Origin of the sequence: Exiguobacterium sp. SH1S21, assembly GCF_004337175.1 — a bacterium.
Classification (GTDB): Bacteria; Bacillota; Bacilli; order Exiguobacteriales; family Exiguobacteriaceae; genus Exiguobacterium; species Exiguobacterium aurantiacum_A.
This window is the reverse complement of record NZ_SJUY01000005.1, coordinates 134,892-159,196: the sequence shown is the minus strand read 5'-3', so window position 1 is coordinate 159,196 and position 24,305 is coordinate 134,892. Positions and strand designations below refer to the sequence as shown.

At 43.0% G+C, this 24,305-nt stretch carries 23 protein-coding genes; 16 read left to right on the top strand and 7 right to left on the bottom strand.

What is annotated here, in order from left to right; translation table 11 throughout:
* Window positions 1–99: 99 nt before the first annotated feature.
* The 4 genes from EVJ24_RS08805 to EVJ24_RS08790 are packed head-to-tail and all read left to right on the top strand — an operon-like array spanning window position 100 to window position 7,367.
* Window positions 100–1,569 carry an ATP-binding protein gene (locus EVJ24_RS08805; protein ID WP_131441028.1) on the top strand — a complete coding sequence of 490 codons (1,470 nt, stop codon included), beginning with the start codon at window positions 100–102 and terminating at the stop codon, window positions 1,567–1,569.
* Window positions 1,562–4,384 carry a Z1 domain-containing protein gene (locus EVJ24_RS08800; RefSeq protein WP_131441027.1) on the top strand — a complete coding sequence of 941 codons (2,823 nt, stop codon included), beginning with the start codon at window positions 1,562–1,564 and terminating at the stop codon, window positions 4,382–4,384. Before EVJ24_RS08805 ends, EVJ24_RS08800 begins: the two co-directional genes overlap by 8 nt.
* A gap of 14 nt (window positions 4,385–4,398) precedes the next feature.
* Window positions 4,399–5,292, top strand: coding sequence for a PD-(D/E)XK motif protein (locus EVJ24_RS08795; RefSeq protein ID WP_131441026.1), 894 nt, complete (start codon window positions 4,399–4,401; stop codon window positions 5,290–5,292).
* 2 nt (window positions 5,293–5,294) lie between these two features.
* Window positions 5,295–7,367 carry an AIPR family protein gene (locus tag EVJ24_RS08790; RefSeq protein WP_131441025.1) on the top strand — a complete coding sequence of 691 codons (2,073 nt, stop codon included), beginning with the start codon at window positions 5,295–5,297 and terminating at the stop codon, window positions 7,365–7,367.
* A 77-nt stretch (window positions 7,368–7,444) separates the two neighbouring features.
* Here the strand turns inward: EVJ24_RS08790 and EVJ24_RS08785 are convergent, their stop codons facing one another.
* Window positions 7,445–9,157: a DNA cytosine methyltransferase gene (locus EVJ24_RS08785; RefSeq protein WP_161568746.1), complete on the bottom strand. Its 1,713-nt coding sequence runs from the start codon at window positions 9,155–9,157 to the stop codon at window positions 7,445–7,447.
* Window positions 9,158–9,354: 197 nt separating this feature from the next.
* Here EVJ24_RS08785 and EVJ24_RS08780 point away from each other — a divergent pair, with 197 nt between their 5' ends.
* The 5 genes from EVJ24_RS08780 (at window position 9,355) to EVJ24_RS08760 (ending at window position 14,423) form a co-directional block, all read left to right on the top strand.
* Complete coding sequence (locus tag EVJ24_RS08780) at window positions 9,355–9,684, top strand: nucleoside triphosphate pyrophosphohydrolase (RefSeq protein ID WP_131441023.1); 330 nt, start codon at window positions 9,355–9,357, stop codon at window positions 9,682–9,684.
* The gene (locus tag EVJ24_RS08775) at window positions 9,677–12,034 is read left to right on the top strand and encodes a DEAD/DEAH box helicase family protein (protein WP_131441022.1); all 2,358 of its coding nucleotides are present in this window, start codon (window positions 9,677–9,679) and stop codon (window positions 12,032–12,034) included. The genes EVJ24_RS08780 and EVJ24_RS08775 overlap by 8 nt, the downstream gene beginning before the upstream one ends.
* Window positions 12,035–12,047: 13 nt before the next feature.
* The gene (locus tag EVJ24_RS08770) at window positions 12,048–12,491 is read left to right on the top strand and encodes a hypothetical protein (protein ID WP_131441021.1); all 444 of its coding nucleotides are present in this window, start codon (window positions 12,048–12,050) and stop codon (window positions 12,489–12,491) included.
* 8 nt (window positions 12,492–12,499) lie between these two features.
* Window positions 12,500–12,757 carry a hypothetical protein gene (locus EVJ24_RS08765; protein WP_070327754.1) on the top strand — a complete coding sequence of 86 codons (258 nt, stop codon included), beginning with the start codon at window positions 12,500–12,502 and terminating at the stop codon, window positions 12,755–12,757.
* 127 nt (window positions 12,758–12,884) lie between these two features.
* Complete coding sequence (locus tag EVJ24_RS08760; protein WP_131441020.1) at window positions 12,885–14,423, top strand: hypothetical protein; 1,539 nt, start codon at window positions 12,885–12,887, stop codon at window positions 14,421–14,423.
* A gap of 42 nt (window positions 14,424–14,465) precedes the next feature.
* Here EVJ24_RS08760 and EVJ24_RS08755 read toward each other — a convergent pair whose 3' ends face one another.
* A complete protein-coding gene (locus EVJ24_RS08755) occupies window positions 14,466–14,738 on the bottom strand; it encodes a CPCC family cysteine-rich protein (RefSeq protein WP_131441019.1) in 273 nt (90 codons plus the stop codon).
* A gap of 212 nt (window positions 14,739–14,950) precedes the next feature.
* On the opposite strand from EVJ24_RS08755, the gene EVJ24_RS08750 reads away from it, so the two are divergent.
* Complete coding sequence (locus EVJ24_RS08750; RefSeq protein WP_131441018.1) at window positions 14,951–16,297, top strand: PepSY-associated TM helix domain-containing protein; 1,347 nt, start codon at window positions 14,951–14,953, stop codon at window positions 16,295–16,297.
* Window positions 16,298–16,310: 13 nt separating this feature from the next.
* Window positions 16,311–16,772 carry a hypothetical protein gene (locus EVJ24_RS08745; RefSeq protein ID WP_131441016.1) on the top strand — a complete coding sequence of 154 codons (462 nt, stop codon included), beginning with the start codon at window positions 16,311–16,313 and terminating at the stop codon, window positions 16,770–16,772.
* Between the two features lie 43 nt (window positions 16,773–16,815).
* On the opposite strand, the gene EVJ24_RS08740 is transcribed toward EVJ24_RS08745, so the two are convergent.
* From EVJ24_RS08740 to EVJ24_RS08720, 5 genes are all read right to left on the bottom strand, one after another.
* Window positions 16,816–17,172, bottom strand: coding sequence for a DUF1304 domain-containing protein (locus EVJ24_RS08740; RefSeq protein WP_131441014.1), 357 nt, complete (start codon window positions 17,170–17,172; stop codon window positions 16,816–16,818).
* A 1-nt stretch (window position 17,173) separates the two neighbouring features.
* Entirely contained in the window at window positions 17,174–17,467 is a 294-nt protein-coding gene (locus EVJ24_RS08735) for a putative quinol monooxygenase (RefSeq protein ID WP_131441012.1), read from the bottom strand.
* Between the two features lie 15 nt (window positions 17,468–17,482).
* The gene (locus EVJ24_RS08730) at window positions 17,483–18,121 is read right to left on the bottom strand and encodes a nitroreductase family protein (RefSeq protein ID WP_131441010.1); all 639 of its coding nucleotides are present in this window, start codon (window positions 18,119–18,121) and stop codon (window positions 17,483–17,485) included.
* A 22-nt stretch (window positions 18,122–18,143) separates the two neighbouring features.
* The gene (locus tag EVJ24_RS08725; protein ID WP_131441008.1) at window positions 18,144–18,554 is read right to left on the bottom strand and encodes a MarR family winged helix-turn-helix transcriptional regulator; all 411 of its coding nucleotides are present in this window, start codon (window positions 18,552–18,554) and stop codon (window positions 18,144–18,146) included.
* Window positions 18,555–18,660: 106 nt separating this feature from the next.
* Window positions 18,661–19,407: a hypothetical protein gene (locus tag EVJ24_RS08720; protein WP_131441006.1), complete on the bottom strand. Its 747-nt coding sequence runs from the start codon at window positions 19,405–19,407 to the stop codon at window positions 18,661–18,663.
* Window positions 19,408–19,586: 179 nt separating this feature from the next.
* Between EVJ24_RS08720 and EVJ24_RS08715 the strand changes: the two genes are divergently transcribed.
* The 5 genes from EVJ24_RS08715 (at window position 19,587) to EVJ24_RS08695 (ending at window position 24,260) form a co-directional block, all read left to right on the top strand.
* Window positions 19,587–19,988 carry a GntR family transcriptional regulator gene (locus EVJ24_RS08715; RefSeq protein ID WP_131441003.1) on the top strand — a complete coding sequence of 134 codons (402 nt, stop codon included), beginning with the start codon at window positions 19,587–19,589 and terminating at the stop codon, window positions 19,986–19,988.
* Window positions 19,963–20,844: an ABC transporter ATP-binding protein gene (locus tag EVJ24_RS08710; RefSeq protein WP_131441001.1), complete on the top strand. Its 882-nt coding sequence runs from the start codon at window positions 19,963–19,965 to the stop codon at window positions 20,842–20,844. The genes EVJ24_RS08715 and EVJ24_RS08710 overlap by 26 nt, the downstream gene beginning before the upstream one ends.
* Window positions 20,834–21,961, top strand: a complete 1,128-nt coding sequence (locus EVJ24_RS08705; RefSeq protein WP_131440999.1) for an ABC transporter permease subunit — start codon at window positions 20,834–20,836, stop codon at window positions 21,959–21,961. The genes EVJ24_RS08710 and EVJ24_RS08705 overlap by 11 nt, the downstream gene beginning before the upstream one ends.
* Window positions 21,962–21,973: 12 nt before the next feature.
* Window positions 21,974–22,450: a DUF4825 domain-containing protein gene (locus EVJ24_RS08700; RefSeq protein ID WP_131440997.1), complete on the top strand. Its 477-nt coding sequence runs from the start codon at window positions 21,974–21,976 to the stop codon at window positions 22,448–22,450.
* A gap of 136 nt (window positions 22,451–22,586) precedes the next feature.
* A complete protein-coding gene (locus EVJ24_RS08695; protein WP_071399338.1) occupies window positions 22,587–24,260 on the top strand; it encodes an AMP-binding protein in 1,674 nt (557 codons plus the stop codon).
* Window positions 24,261–24,305: the final 45 nt, after the last annotated feature.

Below are 24,305 nucleotides of genomic sequence, written 5' to 3'. Positions count from 1 at the left end.
TAAACTTTTAAATTAACCCAATTTATCAATTGTTTAATCTATAATTGGTAGTATTGAATTGGCAGTGAAAATATATTCATTTACAACGGAGGATAAGGTATGGAGGACTTGATTTTAACTCCTTATGCACCAAATTTAGTTGAATCAACACGTTCAATTGGCTATTCGTTTGAAACAGCATTAGCAGATATAATCGATAATTCAGTTAGTAATAACGCAACACGTATTGACGTGAAATTTTCAAATAATAAGGATCCGTTTGTTGCTATTATCGACAACGGTAACGGTATGAATGCAACTGAGCTTCAACAAGCAATGCAATATGGGAGTAGTAACTCATTAGACATAAGGGGTCACGATGACTTAGGTAGATTTGGTTTAGGTTTAAAAATGGCATCCATGTCACAATGCAGAAAATTAACTGTAATCTCTAAGAAAAAGGGTGAATTATCAGCCGCTACTTGGGATTTAGAATACATTCATCAGACAAAAAAATGGTCTTTAATATTATACTCAGAAAAAGAAATTTCAGAATTAAAATTATCAAGCGAATTGAGTGATTATCATTCAGGAACAGTAGTGATTTGGGAAATGATGGATCGGATCTCAGAATCTAGTAAAGATTTCGAAAGAGAATTCGATGATAAAATTGACAGTGCTGATAAACATATTTCCTTAGTTTTTCATAGGTTTTTGGAAAACCCATCTTCAAAAAATTATATTGAAGTATATTTTAATAATAGAAAAATTGAAGCTGTTGACCCTTTTATGTTATCAAATCATGCCACTCAACAACTGGAAGAAGAAACTATATTTATAGACGGTACACCGATAAAAGTTACACCTTTTATAATGCCATTTACTAGTAAACTTTCAAGTAAAGAAATGTATGTATTAAATGAATACAGAGAACTAAATCTAAAACAGGGGCTTTATATCTATCGGAACCATAGATTAATTGTGTGGGGGAAATGGTTTCGTTTGGTAAGTGATGGTGAACTCAAACGTCTCGCAAAAATTCGTATTGATTTACCGAATACAATAGATACACATTGGAAACTTGATATAAAGAAGTCATCTGCACAAATTCCAAGTACCATTAAAGAACAACTTAAACAAATTATCTCTCGAACTGTAGGTAAAAGTGAAAAAGTTTATAAATATAGAGGTAGAGCTATTCTTAAAGAGGACCATCATCATGTGTGGAACAGAATTGAAAACCGCGGCAAACTACAATACTTAATAAATCGTCAACTACCCACATTTGAAGTGCTTCAAGAATCATTGGATGACAATCAATTTAATCTTTTGGAAGGTTTCATTAATACTTTGGAGCATGCTTTTCCATATTCAGCTGTTTATTATGATCTTGCCCAAGACAAACAATATGTAGATAATGGAATGGAATTTAATCAAGTATATGAGCTAGCTAAAACTACAATTAATAACTTATCGGTAGCGAAAGAAGAAAAATTACATTATTTAGATAAATTATCCAACATCGATTTGTTTCATAAATATCCTGAAGTCATTAGACAGTTAAAAAAGGAGATTGATGAATGTGAATAAGGAAATTGTTAAAGACATTGAAGATTTTTCTGATCTAATGTTGAGATCACATGATTTAGATAAAATCACCGAATCAATAATTAAAGAAACAGTACAAACAATGTTGCCAACTATTCAATTAAAATATAAAAACACAATTATCTCTCAAATTGAAATTGATTTAGCAATTGCTAAATTAGAAGAAAGATATTCAATCACAATGGATACGGGAATTTTACTAAAAGAAGATAACTATAAAAAATGGTACTTTAACTCTAAAGCTGATAGAGGAACAGAATATTGGGATAGATACATTAGATTTCTTGAAAATGATGAAAAATTACCTCAAATTGTTATAAATAAGATTGATGAAGCTACAGAAGATATTATGGATGTTTTAGGCGATCCATTGTCTAGTGATGATTTTGAAAGAAAAGGTCTAATAATTGGCTCGGTCCAATCTGGAAAAACTTCAAATTATACAGCACTAATTAATAAAGCTGCAGATAGTGGTTACAAAGTTGTAATCCTACTAACTGGTACAATTGAAAAATTACGCAAACAAACACAGGGAAGAATTGATGAAGGTTTTGTAGGGATTGACAGTAGCACTTTTAAGAAGAAAAACATGAGAAGCAAGTTAGGAGTAGGAAAGTACGATGATAAAAAAGGAGTGGTATCATTCACTTCTACTGATAATGATTTTGATCGTAAAGGATTGAACATGAAATTATCTTCTGTAGCTGATCCGATAATATTTGTTGTGAAAAAAAATAAGTCAGTACTAGAAAAATTGCATTCTTGGCTAAAAGAAAAAAATGCTAATCAATCTACAGGTAAAGTAGATTTTCCTATGTTGTTAATTGACGACGAAGCCGATAATGCATCTGTAAATACAAATAATCCAGATAAGGATCCTACTGCAATCAACAATAGCATTCGTGAATTATTAAAGCTGTTTAGACAATATAGCTATGTAGGATTTACTGCGACACCTTTTGCAAATATCTTTATTGATTCCCAAGAGAATGAAGATTTATTTCCTAAGGATTTTATTTATTTGCTTGAACAGCCCTCTAACTATATTGGACCGTTAGAAATGTATTGCGAGTCTGGTGACTATAATTACATGATTCGCAATAATGATGATATGGCAAATGTTCTAAGTTTAAAACATAAAAATGGATCAGTAGTTTCGGAGATTCCTGAATCTCTAAAAAAAGCTGTTTTATTATTTTTACTTTCTAATGCTGTGCGAGACTTAAGAGGACAAGAAAAAAAACATCGCTCCATGTTAATTCATGTGTCTCGTTACATAAATGTTCAAGAGAAAGTACAAGAAGAAGTAAAAAAATATTTTAAATATGCCAAAAATCAAATAAAAAATTATGCTATGGATGATAATGAGAACACATTTATAGTTGAGTTACAAGAACTGTTTGAGTCTGAATATGGTAATAAAAATGAAGCTATATATAACGAAATACCATATGACAAAAGAAAAATTGAGGAATCATGGGACGATGTAAAAAAAATACTTTACAAGTCTGTGAGTCCAATTCAAGTGCATACGGTCAATAGTGGGTCTGCTACTCAAAGATTAAACTATGACGAGCATGAAGATGGATTGCGTTTAATTGCAGTAGGTGGTTTAAGCCTGGCAAGAGGTTTGACTCTAGAAGGATTGACAATTAGTTATTTTTACAGAAATACAAAAATGTACGACACTCTTATGCAAATGGGAAGGTGGTTTGGTTACCGAGATGGATATGCAGATGTTTGTAGACTTTGGACCTCAGCTGAGTCAGCAGGATGGTACGAACATATTGCTTTAGCCACAGAGGAATTAAGAAGTGAAGTAAAAAGGATGTTTAGTGAAAATAAAAAACCTATCGACTTTGGATTGCGTGTGAGGTCTTCTGAGGATTTCCCCCTTATTGTTACTGCGAGAAATAAATTAAAACATTCAGAGCAAATAAAATTAGTTCGGCAATTGAACGGAAGAATGATTGAAACAACTATTCTTCCTTCAAATGCAGAAGAAATTAAAGCTAATAATGATCATATTGAGCATTGGTTAATAAAAAATAGAAAACTTCTACTTGAAGATACAGCGAAACTAGGACAGGAAAAACCGACTTACAAGGACGTTCCTAAAAGTTTAGTTATAGATTTGTTAACGTATTTGGAGTATCCCTATATGAATGAGTTTTCAAAAGAAAGTGTTTTAGTAGCTGAAATTAAAAGAAGTACATCAAAAATATTTGGAAAATGGGACGTTGTTTTAGCTACAAATCGCAAAACAAAAGAGTTAGAACCTCAAAATTTTGGAGGAATATCTATATATCCTGTCAATCGTTCATTTGATTTTTTTGGGAGTAAAAATTACTTAAGAATGTCTAAGTCCAAAAAGAGACTTGGAAGTACGTATTATGCTTTATCAGGACTTTTTAGAGAGCAAATGGCATTAATAGAAAAAGATGTTGATGAACTTTTGGTTGGAAAAAAGAATAATAGAGGGACACAAAAAGCAGCTACTCAAAATATGTATTTTAATACAGGAATATCTCGAAATCCATTGATAGTTATATATCCTGTGCGATTATTAAAATCAGATAATAAAGATTTGAAAATTGACTCGTTTGTTGAGTCTCAAAAAAATCAGTTAGTTACGGGAATTAGCATAGGAATCCCTGACATTCAAGGTGTGAAATCGATAACTTATGAGTATTTAGTAAATAAAGTTTATCAGATGGAGTTAATAGAAGGTAGCTCTAACAAATACGACTGGGATGAAGAATATGATGAAGACGATATCGATGAATTGGATGATTAAAGTGGAGAATCTTTATGACAATTGAAGAAAATCAGTATAAAAGAATAACGGGTACAGACAATTTTGGGATTTATATAGGTACCGACAATAATGGTAGAACGAGCATGTTTGTTAAATTAAAAAATAAACCTAAATATCGTAATGGAAATAAATATTTGATTTATGATTTTAATAAAAGAAGCGATAATTTATGGGCGATGACTGTTTCTATATCTGATCAGCGATTTAGTGGCGTCTTTGATAAGTTAGTTAATGATTTAGTAGAAATAACTCAAAATAAATCTATTTTACTAGCAGAAAGGATTTTTATCAATCGTTTTAATGAATGGAAAACAATGTTTGATAAAAAAGTGAGTTTAGATTTAGATTATAGCCAGATGGTTGGATTAGCTGGAGAGTTATATTTTTTATATGAATATATGTTTAAAAAATATGGTATTCATGAAAGTATTACTTCATGGACAGGCCCTAATGGAGCAGAAAAGGATTTTATTACAAATGATACTTGGTATGAAATTAAAACGAAGCGTTTAAATAAAGATACAGTTCATGTGAATAATCAAATGCAACTTTCTTCAGAATCTATCGGTTATTTGGCGATAGTATCTTACGAGAGTAGTAGCCAATTAAATAAAAGAGCCACAAATTTACTTCAACTTTACGAAAAAATAAATGCTTTGTTGGAGACTAAAGAAACCCAAATAGAATTTGAAAATAAACTACTTCATTTAGGATTTATTCCTAACGAAAACTATAAAGAATTTAATTTCTTGTTCCATGATATTGATTTTTATATGGTTGATAGTTCGTTCCCTAAAATTCATAAAGATGATTCTGCACATGCAATAACAAATGTTAAATATGATATATATTTACCGGGCATCATGCAATACAGAATTGAGGTGTGAGTATGGAGAGCTTTAAAGAGAGGTTAGTTAATGAAATAAGATCAAAATCATTAGCTGAAAACATGTCAGATCGCGAAACATTTTTTCTTTCTTACTGTGAAAAACTTGAACAATCAGAGATTATTCAAGATTACTACTATGTTCATTTTAAAGGGTTAGGAAGAAACAACAAAAAAATTCAGATAGATGGTTACGAATACAATCCATTGGACAGTAAATTAACGCTTTTTATAGTCCCACCTTTAGCATATTATGAGAATAAATCGTTAAATATGAAAGATGCAGATTCATATTTTAAAAAAGCAAAAGCTTTTTATTTTGAAGCAGAAAAGATAAAGGAAGAAGCTGAAGAAAGCTCAGAAGGCTATGGATTAGCTTTTGATATTGTCAAAAATAAGCAAATGAAAATAAATATTCTTGAAGTGGTCATTCTAACGGATTATTTAAAATCTAGTTTTATAAAAAAAATTGATAGCACTATAGAAAAGGATATTCAAGTTCATTATTCAATCTATGATATTTCAAGAATGAAATTGATAGATGATTCGTTTAACGGTAAAGAACCTTTAATTATTAATCTTAAAGATGATTTCGGGGCAGAAGGTATACCTGTCCTTCCAGCCTCGAAAACTGATGATTATCAAGCCTACTTATGCAATATCCCAGGTGTCCTATTGGCGAAAATATATAATAAATATCAATCAAGGTTATTAGAAGGTAACGTTAGATCTTTTTTACAGATAAAAGGGAAAGTTAATAAAGGAATTAGAAATACGATATTAAATAATCCTGAAATGTTTTTTGCATTTAACAACGGTATTGCAGCCACTGCAGAAGCAATTGAAATATCGCAAAGTAAAGACGGTTTAAACATTATTGGATTTACAGATTTACAGATTGTCAATGGAGGACAAACTACAGCCTCTCTAGCAAATGCATGGGAAAATGATATAAAACTTGATTCGAGAGAGCAGATGAAAAAAATATATGTTCCTATGAAAATATCTGTTGTAAATCAAAAAGTTGCAGAAGATTTGATACCTAATATATCAAGATATGCAAACAGTCAAAATAAAGTAAGCGATGCCGATTTGGCATCCAACCATCCTTTCCATAGAAAAGTAGAAGAACTTTCTAGAACTACTCCAGGTCCAACGGTGAAGGGTATTCAATTCGGAAGCTATTGGTATTATGAAAGAACAAATGGGCAATATAAACAAGAAACGTACAAGTCAACTGACTCATTTCGAAAAAATTTCGAATTACTCAATCCTAAAAATCAAATTATAAAAAAAGTTGATTTGGCAAAATATTATAATATCTTTCTTATGAAACCTCACATTGCCAGTGCCGGATCACAAATGAGTTTTAACAAATTCAGTGAATGGATGATTAATGAATGGGATAAAAATTCTAATTTTGTAAATGATGAATTTTATCGTAAAATTGTTGCACTAGCTATTTTGTTCAAAAAGACTGATTATATTGTTCGAAATCAAGCTTGGTACGATAGTTATAAAGCTAATATTGTAGCTTATTCATTATCATTACTTATTTATAAGGTAGAAAATGACTATCCAGAATTAACAATAGATTTATATAGTATATGGAAAGAACAAGATTTATCTCAAGGTTGGATAAAACAGATAGAGGTAGTTTCATTTGAGGTTTATAAGCACTTAACCAGAAAAGATCGTTTTGTTGAAAATGTCACTGAATGGGCAAAACGAGAAGTAAGTTGGAATATGGCAAAAGAAATAGTGGTTGAATACGACAAAGAATTTTTAAAGCTTTTAGTCAATAAGGACTATGTGAAGACTCAAGAATTTAGTGCGATTAAAGAACACAAAAAAAATAATGAGATAAATGATTTGTTAAAAGTATATGAATACGGTGCTATTTATTGGAAGGAAGTATACGACTGGGGTGAACAACAAAATATTTGGAATAGCCGAGACATAAGTTTTTTAAAATTAGCAATAGCTATAGATGAAGGAAAGGTTTTAACCGACAAACAGTCAACAAAAATTCTGCAAGTTCTTGAAAAGGCAAGAACAGAATCTTTCCCCAAGTAACATTTTAAAGTAAACAAAAAAGAAGCCAGTAACGAACAGGCTTCTTTTTTGTTTACTATCTAAATCAATTGTTAGAGTTATTCACCCGCATTATCTAAAAAAGTTAAAAGATGCAATGCTAATGATTTTGCGAGCAATGGAGGGACGGCATTACCAACTTGTTGATATTGTTCATCTTTTCGTCCAAAAAAGATAAAAGAGTCCTGAAAAGATTGAAGTCTTGCAGCTTCTCTTACACTTAGTGCCCTTGCTTTATTTGGATGTTGCCACATAGACTTCCTAACATTTACCACGGTAGGTGAGGGTTCATCGTATTTTAACCGTAAATACACTGTATTCTGTGTTCTAGTCGGATCTGAATAGCTTGATTTCAAATCTTCAGATAAACTGTGAAAATTTTTGCCGTTGTTAGCTTTGATTTGCTGATATCTCTTTTGTATTAAAGGAGTACTTCGTGTATTGATATGATTGAATAAGACGGTGCTTCGTTCCAAATTTGACCGATAGTATTCAATCATTGACGGTTTTATTAACAATTGCTTTTCGTAAGGATAAATGTTCTCATTATAGCCTTCTATTTCTGTTTGAGGTTCTATATCTTCCAAATCATTAATTGCGTCTTTCACTGTTCTAGTTTTTTCGGATAATTTAGGCGGTAAGGTAAAATTAGCCACTTCTTTTCTAATGCCCATCATAATAAATCTCTTCCTTTTCTGAGGAACGCCAAAATCAGAAGAATCTAATACATCACTTGTAACTGTATAACCATAATGTCTAAAAATTATATTTAGATAATTTACAACGTTATAGGAGTAAACGCTGGCTTGAACTTTAAATGTACTAGTGTCGTCTGAAACAAGTTTTAAATTTGAGAATTCTAAATCCTCATCAATCATTTCTTGGTATCTAGTTAATAAGCGATTTAGCTCATCAAAAGTTACTATTGAGTCAATAATTTTTGAGGAATCGACAAAGTCCTCCTCTGAAAGTTGAGATAATGAATAACGTAAATCTCCAACTATTTTACTCACATGAGAATAATCACTTTTATATAGAGACAAGTCCTTTATTAAATTTTGAATTTGAAGAAGTTCTTTGGGTTTCTTGATAGATAATCTCCCGGATTTATCAAATCTCTTTTTTAGTGTTCTTAAAAAAGAAACGAGTGAAATATCTTTAACAATTGGCGATGGTAAGTAATGTTCTTCTAATAAATTTGATACTACCTTTAAAATAGTTTGATTGTTTGACTTTAATAACTCGATAATATCGTCTTGATATATTGGATTATTGTTAGCTTTATTTATATCTTCTAAGTGTTGAATAGAGCTAAAGTCATTGAGTTTATTGCAAGGCTCCCTAGTTACAAAAAATTTGTGAACAGGCGAATGCATGGTTTTTACATTTTCCATTAAAAAGGCCACTGGCTTTATATCTCTAATAGCTCTCACAAACTCTTTTACTAGTTGATTATTTCCAGAGATCAAATAATTTTTTTGTCTATTAGCGTTTGAAAACCCTTGACAAGGAGGTCCGCCCACTACAATAGTTTTTTCGGAATCGAAATCTAATTTAGTAAAATCAATTTTAGTGATGTCACTTTCATTATTTTGAAGTTCTTTCAGAATGATATTTGAGTTATTATTATGATTTTTAATAAAAGTTTGTTGCGCAGCTTTATTAATTTCAACCGCTCCAACAATGTTAAATTTATCTGTTTGCATAAAGCCATTACTTAATCCACCAGCCCCGGAAAATAAGTCTATCAGGTCATACCGAAATTCTTTCATCGCACGAATCCTTTCAAAAATATATTTATCTATTAGCAGCATAGCTCATAAAAGGTCCAATCGCAACTTAAAAAAGGAGGCATAATTATAATTTATACAACAATTAAAGGCTGGAATTGATTTTAAAAACTTAACTACTATAAACAAATATACTTCATAATAAATATGAGAATAAAATGATGAAAGGAGATAATGAAGTGAAAAAATACAACAAACTAATCCGCGACCGTATTCCTGAAATTATCCACGAAGCAGGTCAAATTCCTGTCGTCAAATACCTCAATCAAGCTGAGCACTTTGAACAAGCTCGCTTGAAACTCTATGAAGAAATCAAAGAGTACGAAGAGGCGAACATCGATGAAGAATCACTCGAAGAACTTGCTGACATTTTGGAACTCGTCTATACGCTCGGAAAGATGCATGGTGCGAGCTTTGAAGAATTGAATCGCATCCGTGAAGAGAAGTGCGAGAAGCGGGGCGGTTTCGAAAAAGGTCTCTTCTTGGAAGAGGTCCTAGATCATGAGTGAGTTACGTCTGTACACCAGTCATTTACGAATTCCATTACAGAATCAAATCGACGCGGCGACTGAAATTTATATGGTCGTCGCGTTTGCACAAGTATCGGGCGTTCAAGAGATTGCGTCTTCACTTAAAATGGCGGTCATGCGCGGTGCCCAAGTCCGTATTTTGATTGGGGATCACCTCTATTTGACGAACCCAGATGCGCTCGAGATGCTCATGGAAATCGATGGGGTTGAGCTGCGACTTTATCGTTCGAATGGTCAATCGTTCCATCCGAAAGCCTATTTGTTCCGCACTGAAGAGAGCGGAACGTTCTTTGTCGGCTCGTCCAATCTGTCGCACAGTGCCTTGAATCAAGGCGTTGAATGGAACGTCGAGATTCCGGCAAGCATCTCAGAAGACGTGTTCGAGCAATCGGTCGACGCTTTCCACGAGCTGTTTTATAGTGAGTATGCTCAAATCATGAATCCAATCTCGTTACAGCCTTATCGCGAAGAGTATATGGCCCGGCAAGAGCGGATGAAGGAAGCTGAACAAGTAGCAGAGGCAACTCCGGTATATATCGAGGACGACACGATCACGCCGAACACCGTCCAAGATGCCGCCTTAAAGGCGTTACGTGAAACGATAGAAGAGGGCAGACGGAAAGCGATGCTCGTGCTCGCTACCGGTTTAGGGAAGACATATTTAAGTGCCTTCTTCGCTCGACAGTTCAAACGGGTGCTCTTCATTGCTCATCAAAAAGAAATTCTGCTTCAAGCTGAGGCTTCTTATAAGAAAGTCTCGACTGAATGGAAAACGGGATTATTGCTCGGTGGTGACTCGAGAGGGGAAACGACAGCGGACGTCTTGTTCGCGTCGATTCAAACGTTGGCCTCGAAACATCGGATGCAACAGTTCGCGCCTGATCAGTTCGATTTGATAATCGTCGACGAATTCCATCACTCGGCCGCACCATCCTATCGCCGCGTCCTTGACTATTTCGAGCCGAAGTTCTTGCTCGGATTGACGGCGACACCGGACCGACTGGATGGGGGAGACGTTTACGCTCTCTGTGATGACAATGTCGCCTATCAAATGCACTTTACTGAAGCGATTGAAGAATCTTACTTAACACCGTTTCATTATGTCGGCATTTATGATGAAATCGATTATTCGCAAATTCGATTGATCAATGGTCGCCGTTATGACCAGGACGAACTATTGGCTGAACAGTTAAAGGAAAGTGTCGCTCAAAAAATCTTCGAAGCGTGGCAGATGCATCACCAGACGCGTGCGCTCGGATTCTGTTCTTCGGTCGCTCAAGCCGAATATTTAGCCGACTACTTCCGCCTCCAAGGCGTTCAAGCCGTCGCCTTACATAGCCAGACCGAATATGACCGAGCGGACGTCATCAAACAATTGAAGCAAGGACATCTTGATATCATCTTCGCGGTGAACTTGTTCAATGAAGGCGTAGACATTCCTGAAATCGATACGTTGTTGTTCTGCCGTCCGACCGAATCGTTGACGGTCTTCACGCAACAGATCGGTCGAGGACTCCGTTTGTTGAGCGGGAAGACGCATTGCACCATCATTGATTTGATCGGGAACTACAAGAACATCGACAAGAAGTTGGCGCTCTTGACGACAAAACGACAATCGATTGTCAAGGCACTCCCTACAGAAGACGCTTTACCGGATGGATGCACAATCGAATTTGATTTGCATGCCATCGATTTGTTGAAGCGGATGGTGACTCGATCTTCAACCCGCCAGCAGCAGTTAGAACGGAACTACTTCATGGTGAAAGAGGAGCTTGGAAGACGACCTAGTTATATGGAGTTGATTCAACGAGGCGAGTACTCGATGGACGCCTATCGCTCTCTATGGAAGAAAGACGGGGGATACTTCGGTTTCTTGAATCGAATTAGTGAGTTGGGAGAGGAAGAAAGTCATCTGTCCGAAGGTGCTAAATCATTGTTAGTCGAAGTTGAATACACCGACATGACGAAGAGTTATAAGATGATTGTGCTATCGCTCATGTTGAACCGTGGGCTAGAAGGATGGCTCGGACCACTTTCAGCGAACGAGGCAGCTCGGCCGTTTTATGACTTCATCAATGCAATCCCGTACCGTCAACAAATCGATGGGCAGACAAAAGACTTCCAATCACCGTTCCATCAGCAAAGAATCGAAAAGTTACTGTTACGGATGCCATTTGATAAAATAGCTAAAGGACCGTTTTTTGTGTCTGAGGAAGCATTACATATCGAGCAAAACGAAGCGTATGCTCATCCTCTGGTTTACGAATGGGTCAGTCAAATCGTTGAAGTTCGACTGCATCACTACTTCAGTCGGAAAGCTTCAGAGTGAGGATGGCATGATTATGGAAGATCGACTTAAGCAATTAATTCAGTACATAGATGAGTTCGATAGGCAGGGACCTTACAAAATGAACGTACTGAAGATAATGTTAGAGCGAGGTTATGAGGATTGGCATGCTCCAATATCGATAACTGAACTCGCAAGACCTTATTATGATTTGGTTAGCAAACAACACAGTACTTATCTTCTCAAGAATATAAGTAAGGACTTTACAACTCCTTTTTCACAAGCAAAAGTGGAAAGACATTTAAGAACACTCCCATTAAAGTATCTATCGACTACTTCTACTAGAATAAGCAATATTTCTCCACCCTTTGAATTAGTTGATAATATGTTTTATGTGAGGGAAGAATATCGTATTGATGGCAAAGCGGCTCTTGATAGAATTATTAACGTAGTGGAACAAAAGTTTGAAGAGTATTTAGAAGTATATAGTGAAAGGTGAGGGATAACTTGAAACGCGCACTACTTCGCAAAATCCAATTCGCCCTCCAGCACTACGGTGGGACGGCGTCATTGAAAGAAATCTACGACTATATCGAAAAGTCGTATTATCAACTCGAGCTCGATCGCTACAAAGATTGGAAGGCTCACGTCAACAAACAGATTCGCGCCCATTCGAGCGATTCAGCCAGCTTCAATGGCAAAGATGACTTGTTTTATGCCACGGGAAATAAAGGCATCTGGGGCCTTCGCCAACCGAATACCTAACCGAAAGCGGAACCATTTCAGTTGGTTCCGCTTTCAAAGTTTACAATACGTCACACCCCCTTGTCACAGAATGTTCAATCCTGTAAACTTCGAAACAGTGTGAAAAAAATGTATAAGGGGTTACTTCATGGAAATCGTTCAGCAATTATCGCAAATGCAATTACTCAACCAATTCTGGTTACTTGTGGCCTTCATCATCCCGATGGTCATTTTATCGCGGATGGTCGTGGCCGGTTCACGGTTCTCACCAATCCTCGTCATCGTCATCTTCGGCCTCGGCCTCGGCTTCGCCATGGTCGAGATGGGCATCGCGACTCCGGGTCTCCCTGAGTTCCCGCTCGTCGATTTCCTGTCGCGGACGACGATCATCGCGCTCGTTGTCTCATTCTTCGTCGGTGGGCAAGAGCTTCGTAAGATCTTAAGCAAGCAAGAGCTCGATATGAAAGACATCGTCGTCCCATCTAAAGAAGAGATGTTCCTCGGAACAGGACGGACGCAGTTCATCTTCATCGTTCGTTCGTTCTTCTTGCTCGTCGGACTCGAAGGGTTCTTCCGCATGATGATCCAACCGGGAGCGGCAGAGGGCATCACGCTCTACTATCCGATCCTCGCGTTGATCGGTCTCGCGGCGTCGTTCCTCTTGATCGACCATAAAGCACAGATCGACGACAAGCACGTCTATATGAAGAAAGGCTTGATCGAGACATCATTACTTCTCGTCATTTTGTTCATCTCTTACGCAATCGCTATGGCTGTTCAACCGGTCATCGCCTTGCCGCAAATCTTCTTCGCGATGCTTCTATCGTCAGCACTCGGTGCCATCTTCCAAAACTGGACGTACGGACCGACCGTCCGCGCGCTCTTGTTCGCCGGGATCCCGGTCGTATTGGCTGCCAACTTCATGGTCGGTGGATCACGGATCGGTGACGCCTTCGCCATCGAAGGTATGAACTCGATTCTCGTCTACGGTTTCTTCGGTCAGTTGTTCTGGATGTTCGGTGGGATCGCGCTCCTCATGTGGTTCGCCCGCACGGGGCACATCCGTAACCTCGCACCAGGGATGGCCGGTTCGCTGTCGCACAGTGGTCTCACAGGTGCATGTACGGCCGGTGACTTCGGTCAAGTCGCTGCGAAACGCGCGCCGATCATGATCAACATCCCGTTCTTCGGTCACATCTTCGTGTTCTCGATCTTGGCAGTCAGTGCCGACAACGGGGCGCTCTGGATCTGGCCGACGGCGATCATCGTCTTGGTCGGTCTTGTCTTGACGGCACTCGCGCTCAAAAACTTGCGCGGTGCGAACGGTGAGGACTTCAAAGAAGTGAAGGCGCTCATGCAGTTCTCGTTCGGTTGGCAGATGATGGCCGTCTTCGGCGGTCTCGTTATCTTGAGCTTCAGCACGATCGCATTCGACTACACGACGATGGCTCAATCGTCAGCCATCTCGCACTTCGGTCTCTTCGCAGCGGTCCAAGGCGGTATGTTCGGGACGGAAGCATCGCTTCTCATCCCGCTCATCTTCTCGATGCCGTTCCTCGTTCACCCGATCGTGTTCTTCATGTTCGGGAAGGCGCTCGACAACAACGGTGAGATGCCGCGCGTACCAGTTTACGCGATGGCGCTTATCGGTGTGATTGGTGTGTCGTTCGCAGTTCTCGGCGTATAATAAATAGCCGCTTCTACATGTGTAGAAGCGGTTTTTGTGTGCTTATTTTTCTGCTAACGATTGCCACTTCGGGTCTTTGAGGTCATGCCCGTTCGGTGTACGGACGTGTTTTGTGGAGCCGGGATCGCACGCACCGAAGCGGATATAGTTCTGTTGCGCTTGCCGGAGCGACATCGTGTTGGCACCCCCTTCGTAGTCCGGGTCTCTAAACTGGACGCCGTCGTCTTCCCAAAAACAGATTTCACAAATATCATAGGTGCCGGGCGGTTCTTCGGAAAGCGTCTTATACCCGCAACAAGGACATGTGTATTTCATCTTTATCACCTCATTTCAATCATTTCATCAGATTAGTTAGCTTTATCTTACAGTTCATCAAGCTCAGTTGTGTAGTTTTCAAGAATCTAACTTCACGTTTATTTCGCTGGATAGACGAATAACAGACACAAAGTAAGCGGTCACAATAAGTGTGAGTGAGTACAATTGATTTGTTCACATATTGGACACAATACATAACCGGGGGAAAGTTTATGACATCATCTTCATCAGGGCGTGACTGGTACCGTGCCGTTTGGCGTTGGCATCTGTACGCTGGACTCATCATCGCACCGTTCTTGTTGGTGCTCGCGGTCACAGGGGCCGTTTATTTGTTCAAGCCACAAATCGAGCAAGTACTCTACGCCGACTACTATCAAGTCGAACCGGCCGGAGAACGGATGAGTGCGACCGAATTGTTCAATAGGGTCCAATCCGAGTATCCGGACGCACCGGTCACACGCTATCGGCCTGGCGAATCGGCCGACCGCTCGACCGAGTTCCGCCTCATGACGGAAGACGGGGCGACGACGGTGTTCGTCGATCCCTACAAAGGGGAAATCATCGGGAGTCAATTGAACGCCGATCGATTCATGAGCCAGGTCGAATTGATCCATGGCGAATTGATGATCGGGACAATCGGTGACCGCATCGTCGAGCTCGTCGCCTGCTGGACGATCGTCTTGATGGCGACGGGGCTGTATCTATTTTGGCCACGAAACGGTTTGCAAGCACAAGGTACGTTATATCCACGTTTGACGAAAGGCAAGCGGATCTTCCGGCGCGACCTTCACGTCGTCCCTGGATTTTGGGTGACGGCCGGACTGCTCTTTCTCGTCTTGACCGGTCTTCCGTGGTCCGGCTTTTGGGGAGCGAACTTCCAATCAATTGCGACGAACGCCGGTGTCGGCTATCCGCCGTCGATTTGGGGCGGGGAGGCACCGACATCAAACGTGAAGACAGAAGATGTTGCCGACGTCCCGTGGGCGGCCGAGACGTTGCCGGTACCGAACTCCGCCGTTGCCGGCTATGTGCCGCTGTCGCTCGATCAAGTCGACACGATTGCCGAAACGGTCGGGATGGACCCGAGTTATACGATCAGCCTACCGAGTACGTCAGATGGCGTCTTCACATTATCCGCTTATCCGGACCGGGCCCAAGATGAGGCGACGATTCATCTCGACCAATATTCAGGTGCCGTCCTCGCTGACTATCGCTACGACAACTACGGAATCGTCGGGAAGGCGGTCGCGCTCGGGGTCACGCTCCATAAAGGGACGCAGTTCGGATTACCGAACCAATTGATTAGTCTCGCGATTTGTCTCGGTGTCATCCTTGTCGTCGTGAGCGGTGTGTATTTATGGTATTCGCGCAAACCGAACGCGAAAAGCGGGGCACCATCTGCGCCAAGTCGGACGAAACGGAACGTCTTCTTCGTGTTGCTGATCGGATTCGGCATCGTCTTCCCGCTCGTCGGGTTGTCGCTCCTCGTCGTCGCCACCATTGATTGGTTGCTTGTCCGTCGCTCGACTACACTACAACGATTTTTAAACGCAGGGTGAGAGGGGAATGACGATGAAACGAATCATACTCGGAATCGGTCTCGTGGCCGTCATGGCGTTGTCCGCCTGTGCGGTCAACCCAGATGCGACTGAACACTATAAACAACAGACGCCGCTCCAAGCGACGCTCGATTTTCCGGAAGTCGTCGAAGCGGGGGAGCCGATCACGTTTGAGATCGGCTTGACGAAACAGGGTAACGTCGCACCAGACTTCGTGCATCTTGAATTACAGAAAGCGGACGGGACGTTATCCTACGGGATGCAGGAGGCGGCACGTCTCGATGACGGCACGTATGAACTGACGACGTCCGTCAAAGAGGACGGGCTCTACATCGCCCGCATCCATGCCCAGGCGGACGGTTCGACCATCTTCCCGGCGAAGCAGTTTATCGTCGGAGAGTTGACGGAAGCCGAATGGGCCGCTTTATATGAAGGGGCTGCACCGGTCGAAGCCGTGACAGAACCGCACCATTAAAAAAGTTCTCCTTCCAATTCCTTGGAGGGAGAACTTTTTGGTGTCACAACAACATGGACAGCAGCGTCAAAATCGCCAATCCACCTTGCGTGAGGATGATTTTCTTATTACTCGTCACACTGCCATACAAAGCGACGAGCACGATATAAATGAGGATCATCGTGACGATTTCAATCGATTGACTCACGAAGAGACCGTATAACAATCCGACACCGATCAATCCGTTATAGACGCCTTGGTTCTTGAACAGCACCGACACGGAGTCGCGCGCGAGCTCTTGTTCCGTCATGTTGAAGACGCGAGCCGTCGTTTTCGAACGAGTGGCGAACGTCTCTAAATACAAGATGTAGAAGAATTCGAGCGCGACGAGCGTTCCGAGGACGAGTGTGAGCGAAGACATGTTAGTTGGTCGAAGCGACTTCCGTCACATGGAGCACCGGTTTCGCCGTCACGTAGTTGGCTACGTTTTGAGCGAAAGCGATCAAGTCCGGGTTTTGGTTGTGGCGTTCGATTGCCGCTTGGTCGGCCCAGTTCTCGATCATGACGAACCGGTTCTCTGACGTCGTCGACTGATAGAGCTCATAGCTCAAGCAGCCTGCTTCTTGTTTCGACGAGTCGATGAGCTTGTTGATATCGGCTAAGAAGTTGTCAAATTCTGTTTCTTTCACATCAAAAATGGCGTTGACTAAGATCATGTTGAATTCCTCCGATTACTTGAAGTTTGTGATTGTTTCAGCGTCGAGACGGACCGATTGGTAACCTGCTTCTGCCGCTTTACCGACTGAGAGGATCATGACCGGTACGTAACGGTCTTTGTCCATTCCGAATGCTTCTGCGAGCTGGTCTTTCTCAAACCCACCGATCGGGTTCGTGTCGTAACCGTGGGCACGGGCGACGAGCATGAACTGCATCGCAGCCAAACTTGAGTCGATTTTGACGATATCGTTCATCTCTTGTTTCGACAAGTTTTTGTAGTAAGGGATAATGGCGTCGAGTTGTTGGTCGCGTACTTCTTGCGGCATCTTGCCTTCAGCGACGGCTTGGTCGTAGATCGTTTCGCCGAGCTCGTAGCATTCCATGTCACCGAAGATGAGAAGCATCGCGGCCGATGTATCGTTTTGACGGACGTTGAAGCGGATGAGCGGTTTGAGCGTCTCTTTCGCTTCCGGGCTCTCAACGACGACGAAGCGCCATGGTTGCATGTTGACTGACGACGGAGCAGTCGTCGCTTCTTGGATCATCTCGAGCATTTCGAGTTGTGGAATTTTGACCGTTTCGTCATAGACGCGAATTGATTTTCTGTCGAGCATTACGTCCGTTAATGTGTTGTTTTCAAATGTAGTTGCCATGGGTAATCTCCTCTTTCTCTCTTTAAATGTTGTTTAATTTTTGTAACAGGGTGGATAGCTGTTGCATCTCCGACTCCGATAATACTTTGGCGATCAAATGGTTCGTCTGATCATGGTTTTGTTCACAGTGCTGCAACTCGCGTGCCGCTGTCTCCGTCAAGCGGACGAACACTTCGCGGTTGTTCGCGACGTTCCGTTCACGTTGGACATGGCCTTTCTCCTCGAGGATCTTCAAGTGACGGGTGATCGCCGCATTGTCGATCTTCATCTCTTGTTGAATCTCGCTTTGCGAGCAGACGCCTTTGTCGTTGACGATCATGAGCATCTCGTAGCGGGTCAGGCTGAAGCCTGTCTCGCGCTCGAACGATGTCGCGACGCGCTGGTCGGCGAGTTTGATTTGATAAAGTAATCGACTCATGTCTCGTAGTTCCATTGCGTCCCACCTTTCATGTTTGACTCATCAATCATTGACAAGTCAAATGTTAGCAAGTCGACCGCTGTCTGTAAAGCAAGACGACTCGAAAAAAGACACTACCAGATTAGTCGGCAGTGTCTCGCTCGATTTTTGTCCCATCAAATCGGTATTCGCTGATGAACGTCGTCTTGTCAAAGCCGTATAAGCGGTCGTGGCGGTTCAAGTCGTCGATCGTTTGGAGTGAATTGAACGACGGATCGCCGGCTTGGGGCGTTCGTGATACGTTCAAATAGCGCTCGGTGAAGTCGTCATCCTCGTTCGGAGTCCCGTCGAACGAGAAATGGATCGACTCCACGTCGTCCTCGAGCAGACGGATGATGTCGAGCACGCGCTGTTTCTGTTCATTGGTGTCGTTCCATGCTTCGTGCAACATCACGGAGACGCCTAAAAACGTCTCTGGATTCAGTTCGAAGATAGACGTCGGTTTCTTTGTATTTACGTCGCGCATTCGCACCGCGTCTTCCGGTACGTTCGCCCGGACCGTCTCTTCACGTGACAAGACGTTCGAGGTGACGAGTCGGTCGTGTAGCGTCGTCTCGGCTTCTTTTACCCAGTAGGCAGGCATGACATCGTCCTGGATCGTGCCGTCCCCATACGTCCGCGCGGAATACGTCCCGCGAAGCGGTGTCGTCTCCAGTTTGAACGTCGCCTTGTATCCAGTCAGTTTCCAGTCCTGTGATACGTCGACATCGACACGCTCCCCGTACGTGTCATAGATGTAGTCTGTATAGCGCTCCGTCGCTTCGCTTCTCCCGTACATCGATCCGGCGACGAGCAAGCCGACTGCGCCAATTAACAACCTTTTCTTCATTTTCTGTTCACCTCTACTACAATGTACCCGAAAAGACCGAATCCCGTCTCGGTCCAAAGTCGTATTCTATTTATTCCCAATTCCCTGTAAACTGAAAGTGCCCTCTAAGAACTATTGCTTTTACGTGTACTAATACATATAATACACTTATACCACGTTTATAAGAGAGGGTGTGACCCATGTTATATAAGATCGATATGAAAAGTGCAGAACCTTTATATGAACAAATCGTCAATCAGACGAAAGCGCTCGTCATCCGCGGCATCTTACGACCAGGCGACAAAGTCATGTCGGTCCGTGAGCTCGCGACGGACCTCGTCATCAATCCAAACACCGTCAGCAAGGCGTACCAAGAACTCGAGCGGCTCGGACTTCTCGAGATGCATCGCGGGCGCGGGACGTTCGTCTCCATGGACTGGATTGATCAGGACGCGTCACGAGCGCCGGTCGTCGCAGCCATCCAAAAGCTCGCTATCGATTGCCATTACGCGAACGTGTCGCTTAAAGAAGCGATGACGCTATTTGAGACAGAGTATAAGAAAGTAGGGGAGAACCATGCTGACCGTAAAGCAACTGAGTAAGAAAATCGACCGCCAGACCGTCTTAAACGGCATCGATTTCACCGTCAACGCCGGGGAAATCATCGCCCTCGTCGGACGAAACGGGGCTGGCAAGACGACGCTCCTCCGGACGATGGTCGGCATCATCCGACCGGACACAGGAGACGTCTTATATGGAAAGACAAGTATTTTTAACACGCCATCGCTCAAACGGGACGTCATCTTCGTGCCAGACTCGGCCGATGCGCTCAAACACTACACGGTGGACGAGGCTGCTGCTTTATACGAGTCCATCTATCCTTCATTCAATCGCTCGATTTTCAGAGAAACACTCACGCGCTATAACATCGAAAATAAAAAGATTCGTCAGCTGTCGAAAGGGCAGAAGGCGATGGTGACACTCTCGCTCGCCTTCGCCGTCAAAGCGAGCTATTACCTGCTCGATGAACCGACTGATGGACTCGATGTCGTCGCCAAGTCCGACGTCTTGAAATTGATGATCGCCCAAGTCGAGGCGCGCAACTGCTCGATCATCGTCTCGAGCCACCAGCTGCACGAGCTCGAACGGATCGCCGACCGTGTCATCATGATTGAGAAAGGTCATGTCAAGGCGGTCATGACACTCGAAGAGGCACGCGCCTTGAGCGTCAAGTGGCAAGTCGTTTTCAATGACCAAGTGCCGGTCGAACTGCTCGAACGGAAAGATATCGAAATCATCAACGTGACGGGACGCGTCGTCTTATTCATGGCGCGTGAGCGCTCGGATGAACTTGAGGCGTTTGTCGACAGCTACAAGCCGATGCTCGTCGAAGAGATTCCGATGTCGCTCGAAGACATCTTCCGTGTCCAATTAGGAGGTGAGGCGAATGTTGTCTAAAGTTCTATTAAAGAAAGATTGGAAACAAGTATCGCTCTTATGGATGTTACTCATCGGGCTCGGGGTCCTTGCCTATACGGTGCCGGTGTTTACCGAGATGCAATTTTATGATGAACAGATTCGTGATATTCGACAAAATCCTTCACAGTATCAGGAAGGGACACCGAATGACATCGCCACGTTGACGACTGAGGACTTTTTTAATAGGACATCAGGGGCAGGATTTTGGATTGGTGACTTAGGTTCACTCTTGCCGATTGGGACAGTCGTCTTCCTTTATGTCGTGTTCGGGTTCTTGATGGCATCTGTCTTAATCGGTAGCGAGCGTAACAGCCAAATGTCTGACTTTTCGATGTCGCTCCCATTCAGCCGCAACCAGCTGTACATATCAAAATGGTTGATTGGCGTCAGTGGCATCATCTTATCTTCACTCATCGGCGGAGCGGCCATGCTCGTCCTGATTCACTCGTCTCGCTACGCGTTCTTGATTGAAGGGCAGACGTTGAAAGTGACCGCAATCCTCGGTTTGATCATCTTGATTGGCATTTCCGTCTTCACGTTATCGCTTTGGATGGGCTCATTCGGAGGCGAGGCGATCTCTCAGGTGCTTTGGTCGATCGTCGCTTTCTTGTTCCCAATCGGAATCTTGACCTTAGTAAATGGGTCGATTCAAGCGATTACGGGATATGTATCGTACGACTGGTACTCAGCAGCATTGGAGAGCCTCCCGATGCGAATCGTGTCACCACTTGTGAACATCGTGAATGTCGACGTGTATAACTTATTTACCGATAATTCGGTGTGGCATGACTTTACAACGGTTGGGATCCTTAGTTCGCTCCTCTTCATCGGATTGACGTTCGGTCTCGGCCTGCTCATGTTCAACCAGGCCCCGCAGGAGAACAACGGCCGTTTCTTCATGTTCACGGGTTGGCTCTGGCTCGTCCATGTCATCATGGTCCTTTGTTTCGCCATGCTCGGGGGCATCATTCTCTCGGCCATCTCGTACCCGACAAGTGTCACGCTGTACATCGTCGGCTTCTTGATCGGCGGTTTCCTCTCGCACTTACTCGCAAAACGCCTGCTCTACCGCTTCAACCTGCAACTCAAATCTTAAGGAGGACGTATCATGAAACGGTTCAGTCTGTTAGTCGTCGCAATGTTGTTTGTACTTTCAGGGTGTAGTGATCCCTCGAAGCGGCCCCCGAGCGCTTTCCAATACGATGACACATATGTTGGCGACAACAACGCCGTCGTCGGCATCGCCAAGACGTTGCCGATGCACGACTGTTATAAGTCAATCGAGCTACAGACGAAGAAACGTCCATACGGGCTGACCGTTCGTTATCATGATCCGGAGATTGAACGCATCGAGCAGGAGCAACTCGCCATCCGTAACGCCGCGACATACTTCACGCTCGTGCACAATGCAGAGATCGTCCGTTTCGCGTTCCCGAACCGGACGTACGCGTTCTCTCGCCCCGAGATGGAAGCGTGGCTCGGGATCGACTTCTCGACGATCGAGAAAGAAGAAGAGTTGATTGCCCGATTGGATGAAAAAATTGGGAATGAAGAGCAAACTGAAGCGTACTTCAGACGCGTCTAAAGTGTATGGATTTTTGAATCCATGCACTTTTTTTCGATATTTTCTGAAAATTATCGGGTAAAGGGTAGATGAAAGCGTTTTCTTAGCATTATAATGGAATTAACTGAATGACTATTCATTCTAAGGAGGAGAATCAATGGAAAAACCGTGGTTACAAGATTATCCAGCTGACATGCCTGAAACGATCGACTACGAGGTGAAACCACTCTATGAGGCACTCAGCCGCGCCGCTAAAGATTTCCCGGACCGGACCGCCGTCTCGTTTATCGGCAAGGATTTGACGTTTGCCCAAATCGATGATGCGGCCCACCGTTTGGCGACGATGTTGCAGTCGAGAGGGTTGCAAAAAGGGGACCGGGTCAGCCTGATGCTCCCGAACTGCCCACAGTACGTGATCTCGTTCTACGCCGTCCTGTATGCCGGTGGGACTGTCGTCCAGACGAACCCGCTCTACACCGAGCACGAGCTTGAAAACTTGATCACCGATTCCGGCGCGAAGATCGTCATCACGCTCGATCTCCTCTATCCGAAGTCGCTCCGGGTGAAAGAGAAGACGGACATTCAAACGATCGTCACGACGAGTATTGCCGACTACCTGCCATTCCCGAAAAATAAGCTGTACCCGATCAAAGTGAAACGTGAGAACAATATCGTCATCGATACGACGGGTTCGGTCGCGTTCAAGGACTTCAAGAACTTTGGACCGGTCAAACCGATCGAGATCGACCCGAAACAAGACGTCGCCGTGCTCCAATACACGGGCGGGACGACCGGGCTGCCGAAAGGCGTCATGCTGACGCATTTCAACTTGACGGCGAACGTCGACCAAATTTCGAACTTCTTCTATAAATATAACCGCGGTGACGAGAAGCGCGTCTTGAGCGTCGTTCCGTTCTTCCACGTCTACGGCATGACGTGCTGCCTCAACTTCGGGATGGCGAACGGGTATGAACTCATTCTCGTGCCGCGCTTTGACGTCACCGACGTCTTGAAGACGATCAACAAGAAGAAACCACATTTCTTCCCAGGCGCACCGACGATGTATGTCGGCATCTTGAATGACCCGAAACTGAAGAAATACGATTTGTCCTCGATTGAGGCGTGTATATCAGGATCGGCCCCACTCCCGGTCGAAGTGCAAGAACAGTTCGAGGACATTACGGGCGGGCGCATCGTCGAAGGATACGGGTTGTCCGAGACGTCACCGGTGACGCACGCCAACTTCTTGTGGGATAAACGCATCGTCGGCTCGATTGGGGTGCCGTTATCCGATACTTCTGCTAAAATTGTAAAGGCAGACGGCGAGACACCGGCTGAAGTCGGTGAAATCGGCGAAGTGTTCCTGAATGGACCGCAAGTCATGAAAGGCTACTGGCAAAAACCAGAAGAGACGGCGGCCGTCTTGAAAGATGGATGGCTCGCGACCGGTGACCTCGGCTATATGGGCGAGGACGGGTTCTTCTATATCGTCGACCGGAAGAAAGACATGATCATCGCCGGCGGCTTCAACGTCTATCCGCGCGAGATCGAAGAAGTGCTGTACGAACATCCGGCCGTTAAGGAAGCGGTCTGTATTGGTGTCCCGGATCCGTACCGGGGTGAGACGGTCAAAGCGTTCATCGTCACGCGGGACGGGGTAAATGTGACCGAAGACGAGCTCGACAAGCATTGCCGTGAAAAGCTCGCGGCGTATAAAGTACCAAAGCTGTATGAATTCCGTGACGAGTTGCCGAAGACGTTCGTTGGTAAGATCCTGCGCCGCGTCCTCGTCGACGAAGAGAAGGCGAAACAAGTGAAACAAAGCAGTTGACACCTCTCTTTGACATGATAGAATAATAAATGAATGAACCATCAT

Bases quoted from the DNA above. Each gene is read 5' to 3' on its own strand.
- EVJ24_RS08805 (WP_131441028.1), top strand. From the start codon at position 100: ATGGAGGACTTGATTTTAACTCCTTATGCACCAAATTTAGTTGAATCA.
- EVJ24_RS08790 (WP_131441025.1), top strand. From the start codon at position 5,295: ATGGAGAGCTTTAAAGAGAGGTTAGTTAATGAAATAAGATCAAAATCA.
- EVJ24_RS08745 (WP_131441016.1), top strand. From the start codon at position 16,311: ATGAAACGAATCATACTCGGAATCGGTCTCGTGGCCGTCATGGCGTTG.
- EVJ24_RS08695 (WP_071399338.1), top strand. From the start codon at position 22,587: ATGGAAAAACCGTGGTTACAAGATTATCCAGCTGACATGCCTGAAACG.
- EVJ24_RS08715 (WP_131441003.1), top strand. From the start codon at position 19,587: ATGTTATATAAGATCGATATGAAAAGTGCAGAACCTTTATATGAACAA.
- EVJ24_RS08785 (WP_161568746.1), bottom strand. From the start codon at position 9,157: ATGAAAGAATTTCGGTATGACCTGATAGACTTATTTTCCGGGGCTGGT.
- EVJ24_RS08725 (WP_131441008.1), bottom strand. From the start codon at position 18,554: ATGGAACTACGAGACATGAGTCGATTACTTTATCAAATCAAACTCGCC.
- EVJ24_RS08740 (WP_131441014.1), bottom strand. From the start codon at position 17,172: ATGTCTTCGCTCACACTCGTCCTCGGAACGCTCGTCGCGCTCGAATTC.
- EVJ24_RS08795 (WP_131441026.1), top strand. From the start codon at position 4,399: ATGACAATTGAAGAAAATCAGTATAAAAGAATAACGGGTACAGACAAT.
- EVJ24_RS08770 (WP_131441021.1), top strand. From the start codon at position 12,048: ATGGAAGATCGACTTAAGCAATTAATTCAGTACATAGATGAGTTCGAT.
- EVJ24_RS08760 (WP_131441020.1), top strand. From the start codon at position 12,885: ATGGAAATCGTTCAGCAATTATCGCAAATGCAATTACTCAACCAATTC.
- EVJ24_RS08705 (WP_131440999.1), top strand. From the start codon at position 20,834: ATGTTGTCTAAAGTTCTATTAAAGAAAGATTGGAAACAAGTATCGCTC.
- EVJ24_RS08755 (WP_131441019.1), bottom strand. From the start codon at position 14,738: ATGAAATACACATGTCCTTGTTGCGGGTATAAGACGCTTTCCGAAGAA.
- EVJ24_RS08750 (WP_131441018.1), top strand. From the start codon at position 14,951: ATGACATCATCTTCATCAGGGCGTGACTGGTACCGTGCCGTTTGGCGT.
- EVJ24_RS08775 (WP_131441022.1), top strand. From the start codon at position 9,677: ATGAGTGAGTTACGTCTGTACACCAGTCATTTACGAATTCCATTACAG.
- EVJ24_RS08710 (WP_131441001.1), top strand. From the start codon at position 19,963: ATGCTGACCGTAAAGCAACTGAGTAAGAAAATCGACCGCCAGACCGTC.
- EVJ24_RS08700 (WP_131440997.1), top strand. From the start codon at position 21,974: ATGAAACGGTTCAGTCTGTTAGTCGTCGCAATGTTGTTTGTACTTTCA.
- EVJ24_RS08735 (WP_131441012.1), bottom strand. From the start codon at position 17,467: ATGATCTTAGTCAACGCCATTTTTGATGTGAAAGAAACAGAATTTGAC.
- EVJ24_RS08730 (WP_131441010.1), bottom strand. From the start codon at position 18,121: ATGGCAACTACATTTGAAAACAACACATTAACGGACGTAATGCTCGAC.
- EVJ24_RS08720 (WP_131441006.1), bottom strand. From the start codon at position 19,407: ATGAAGAAAAGGTTGTTAATTGGCGCAGTCGGCTTGCTCGTCGCCGGA.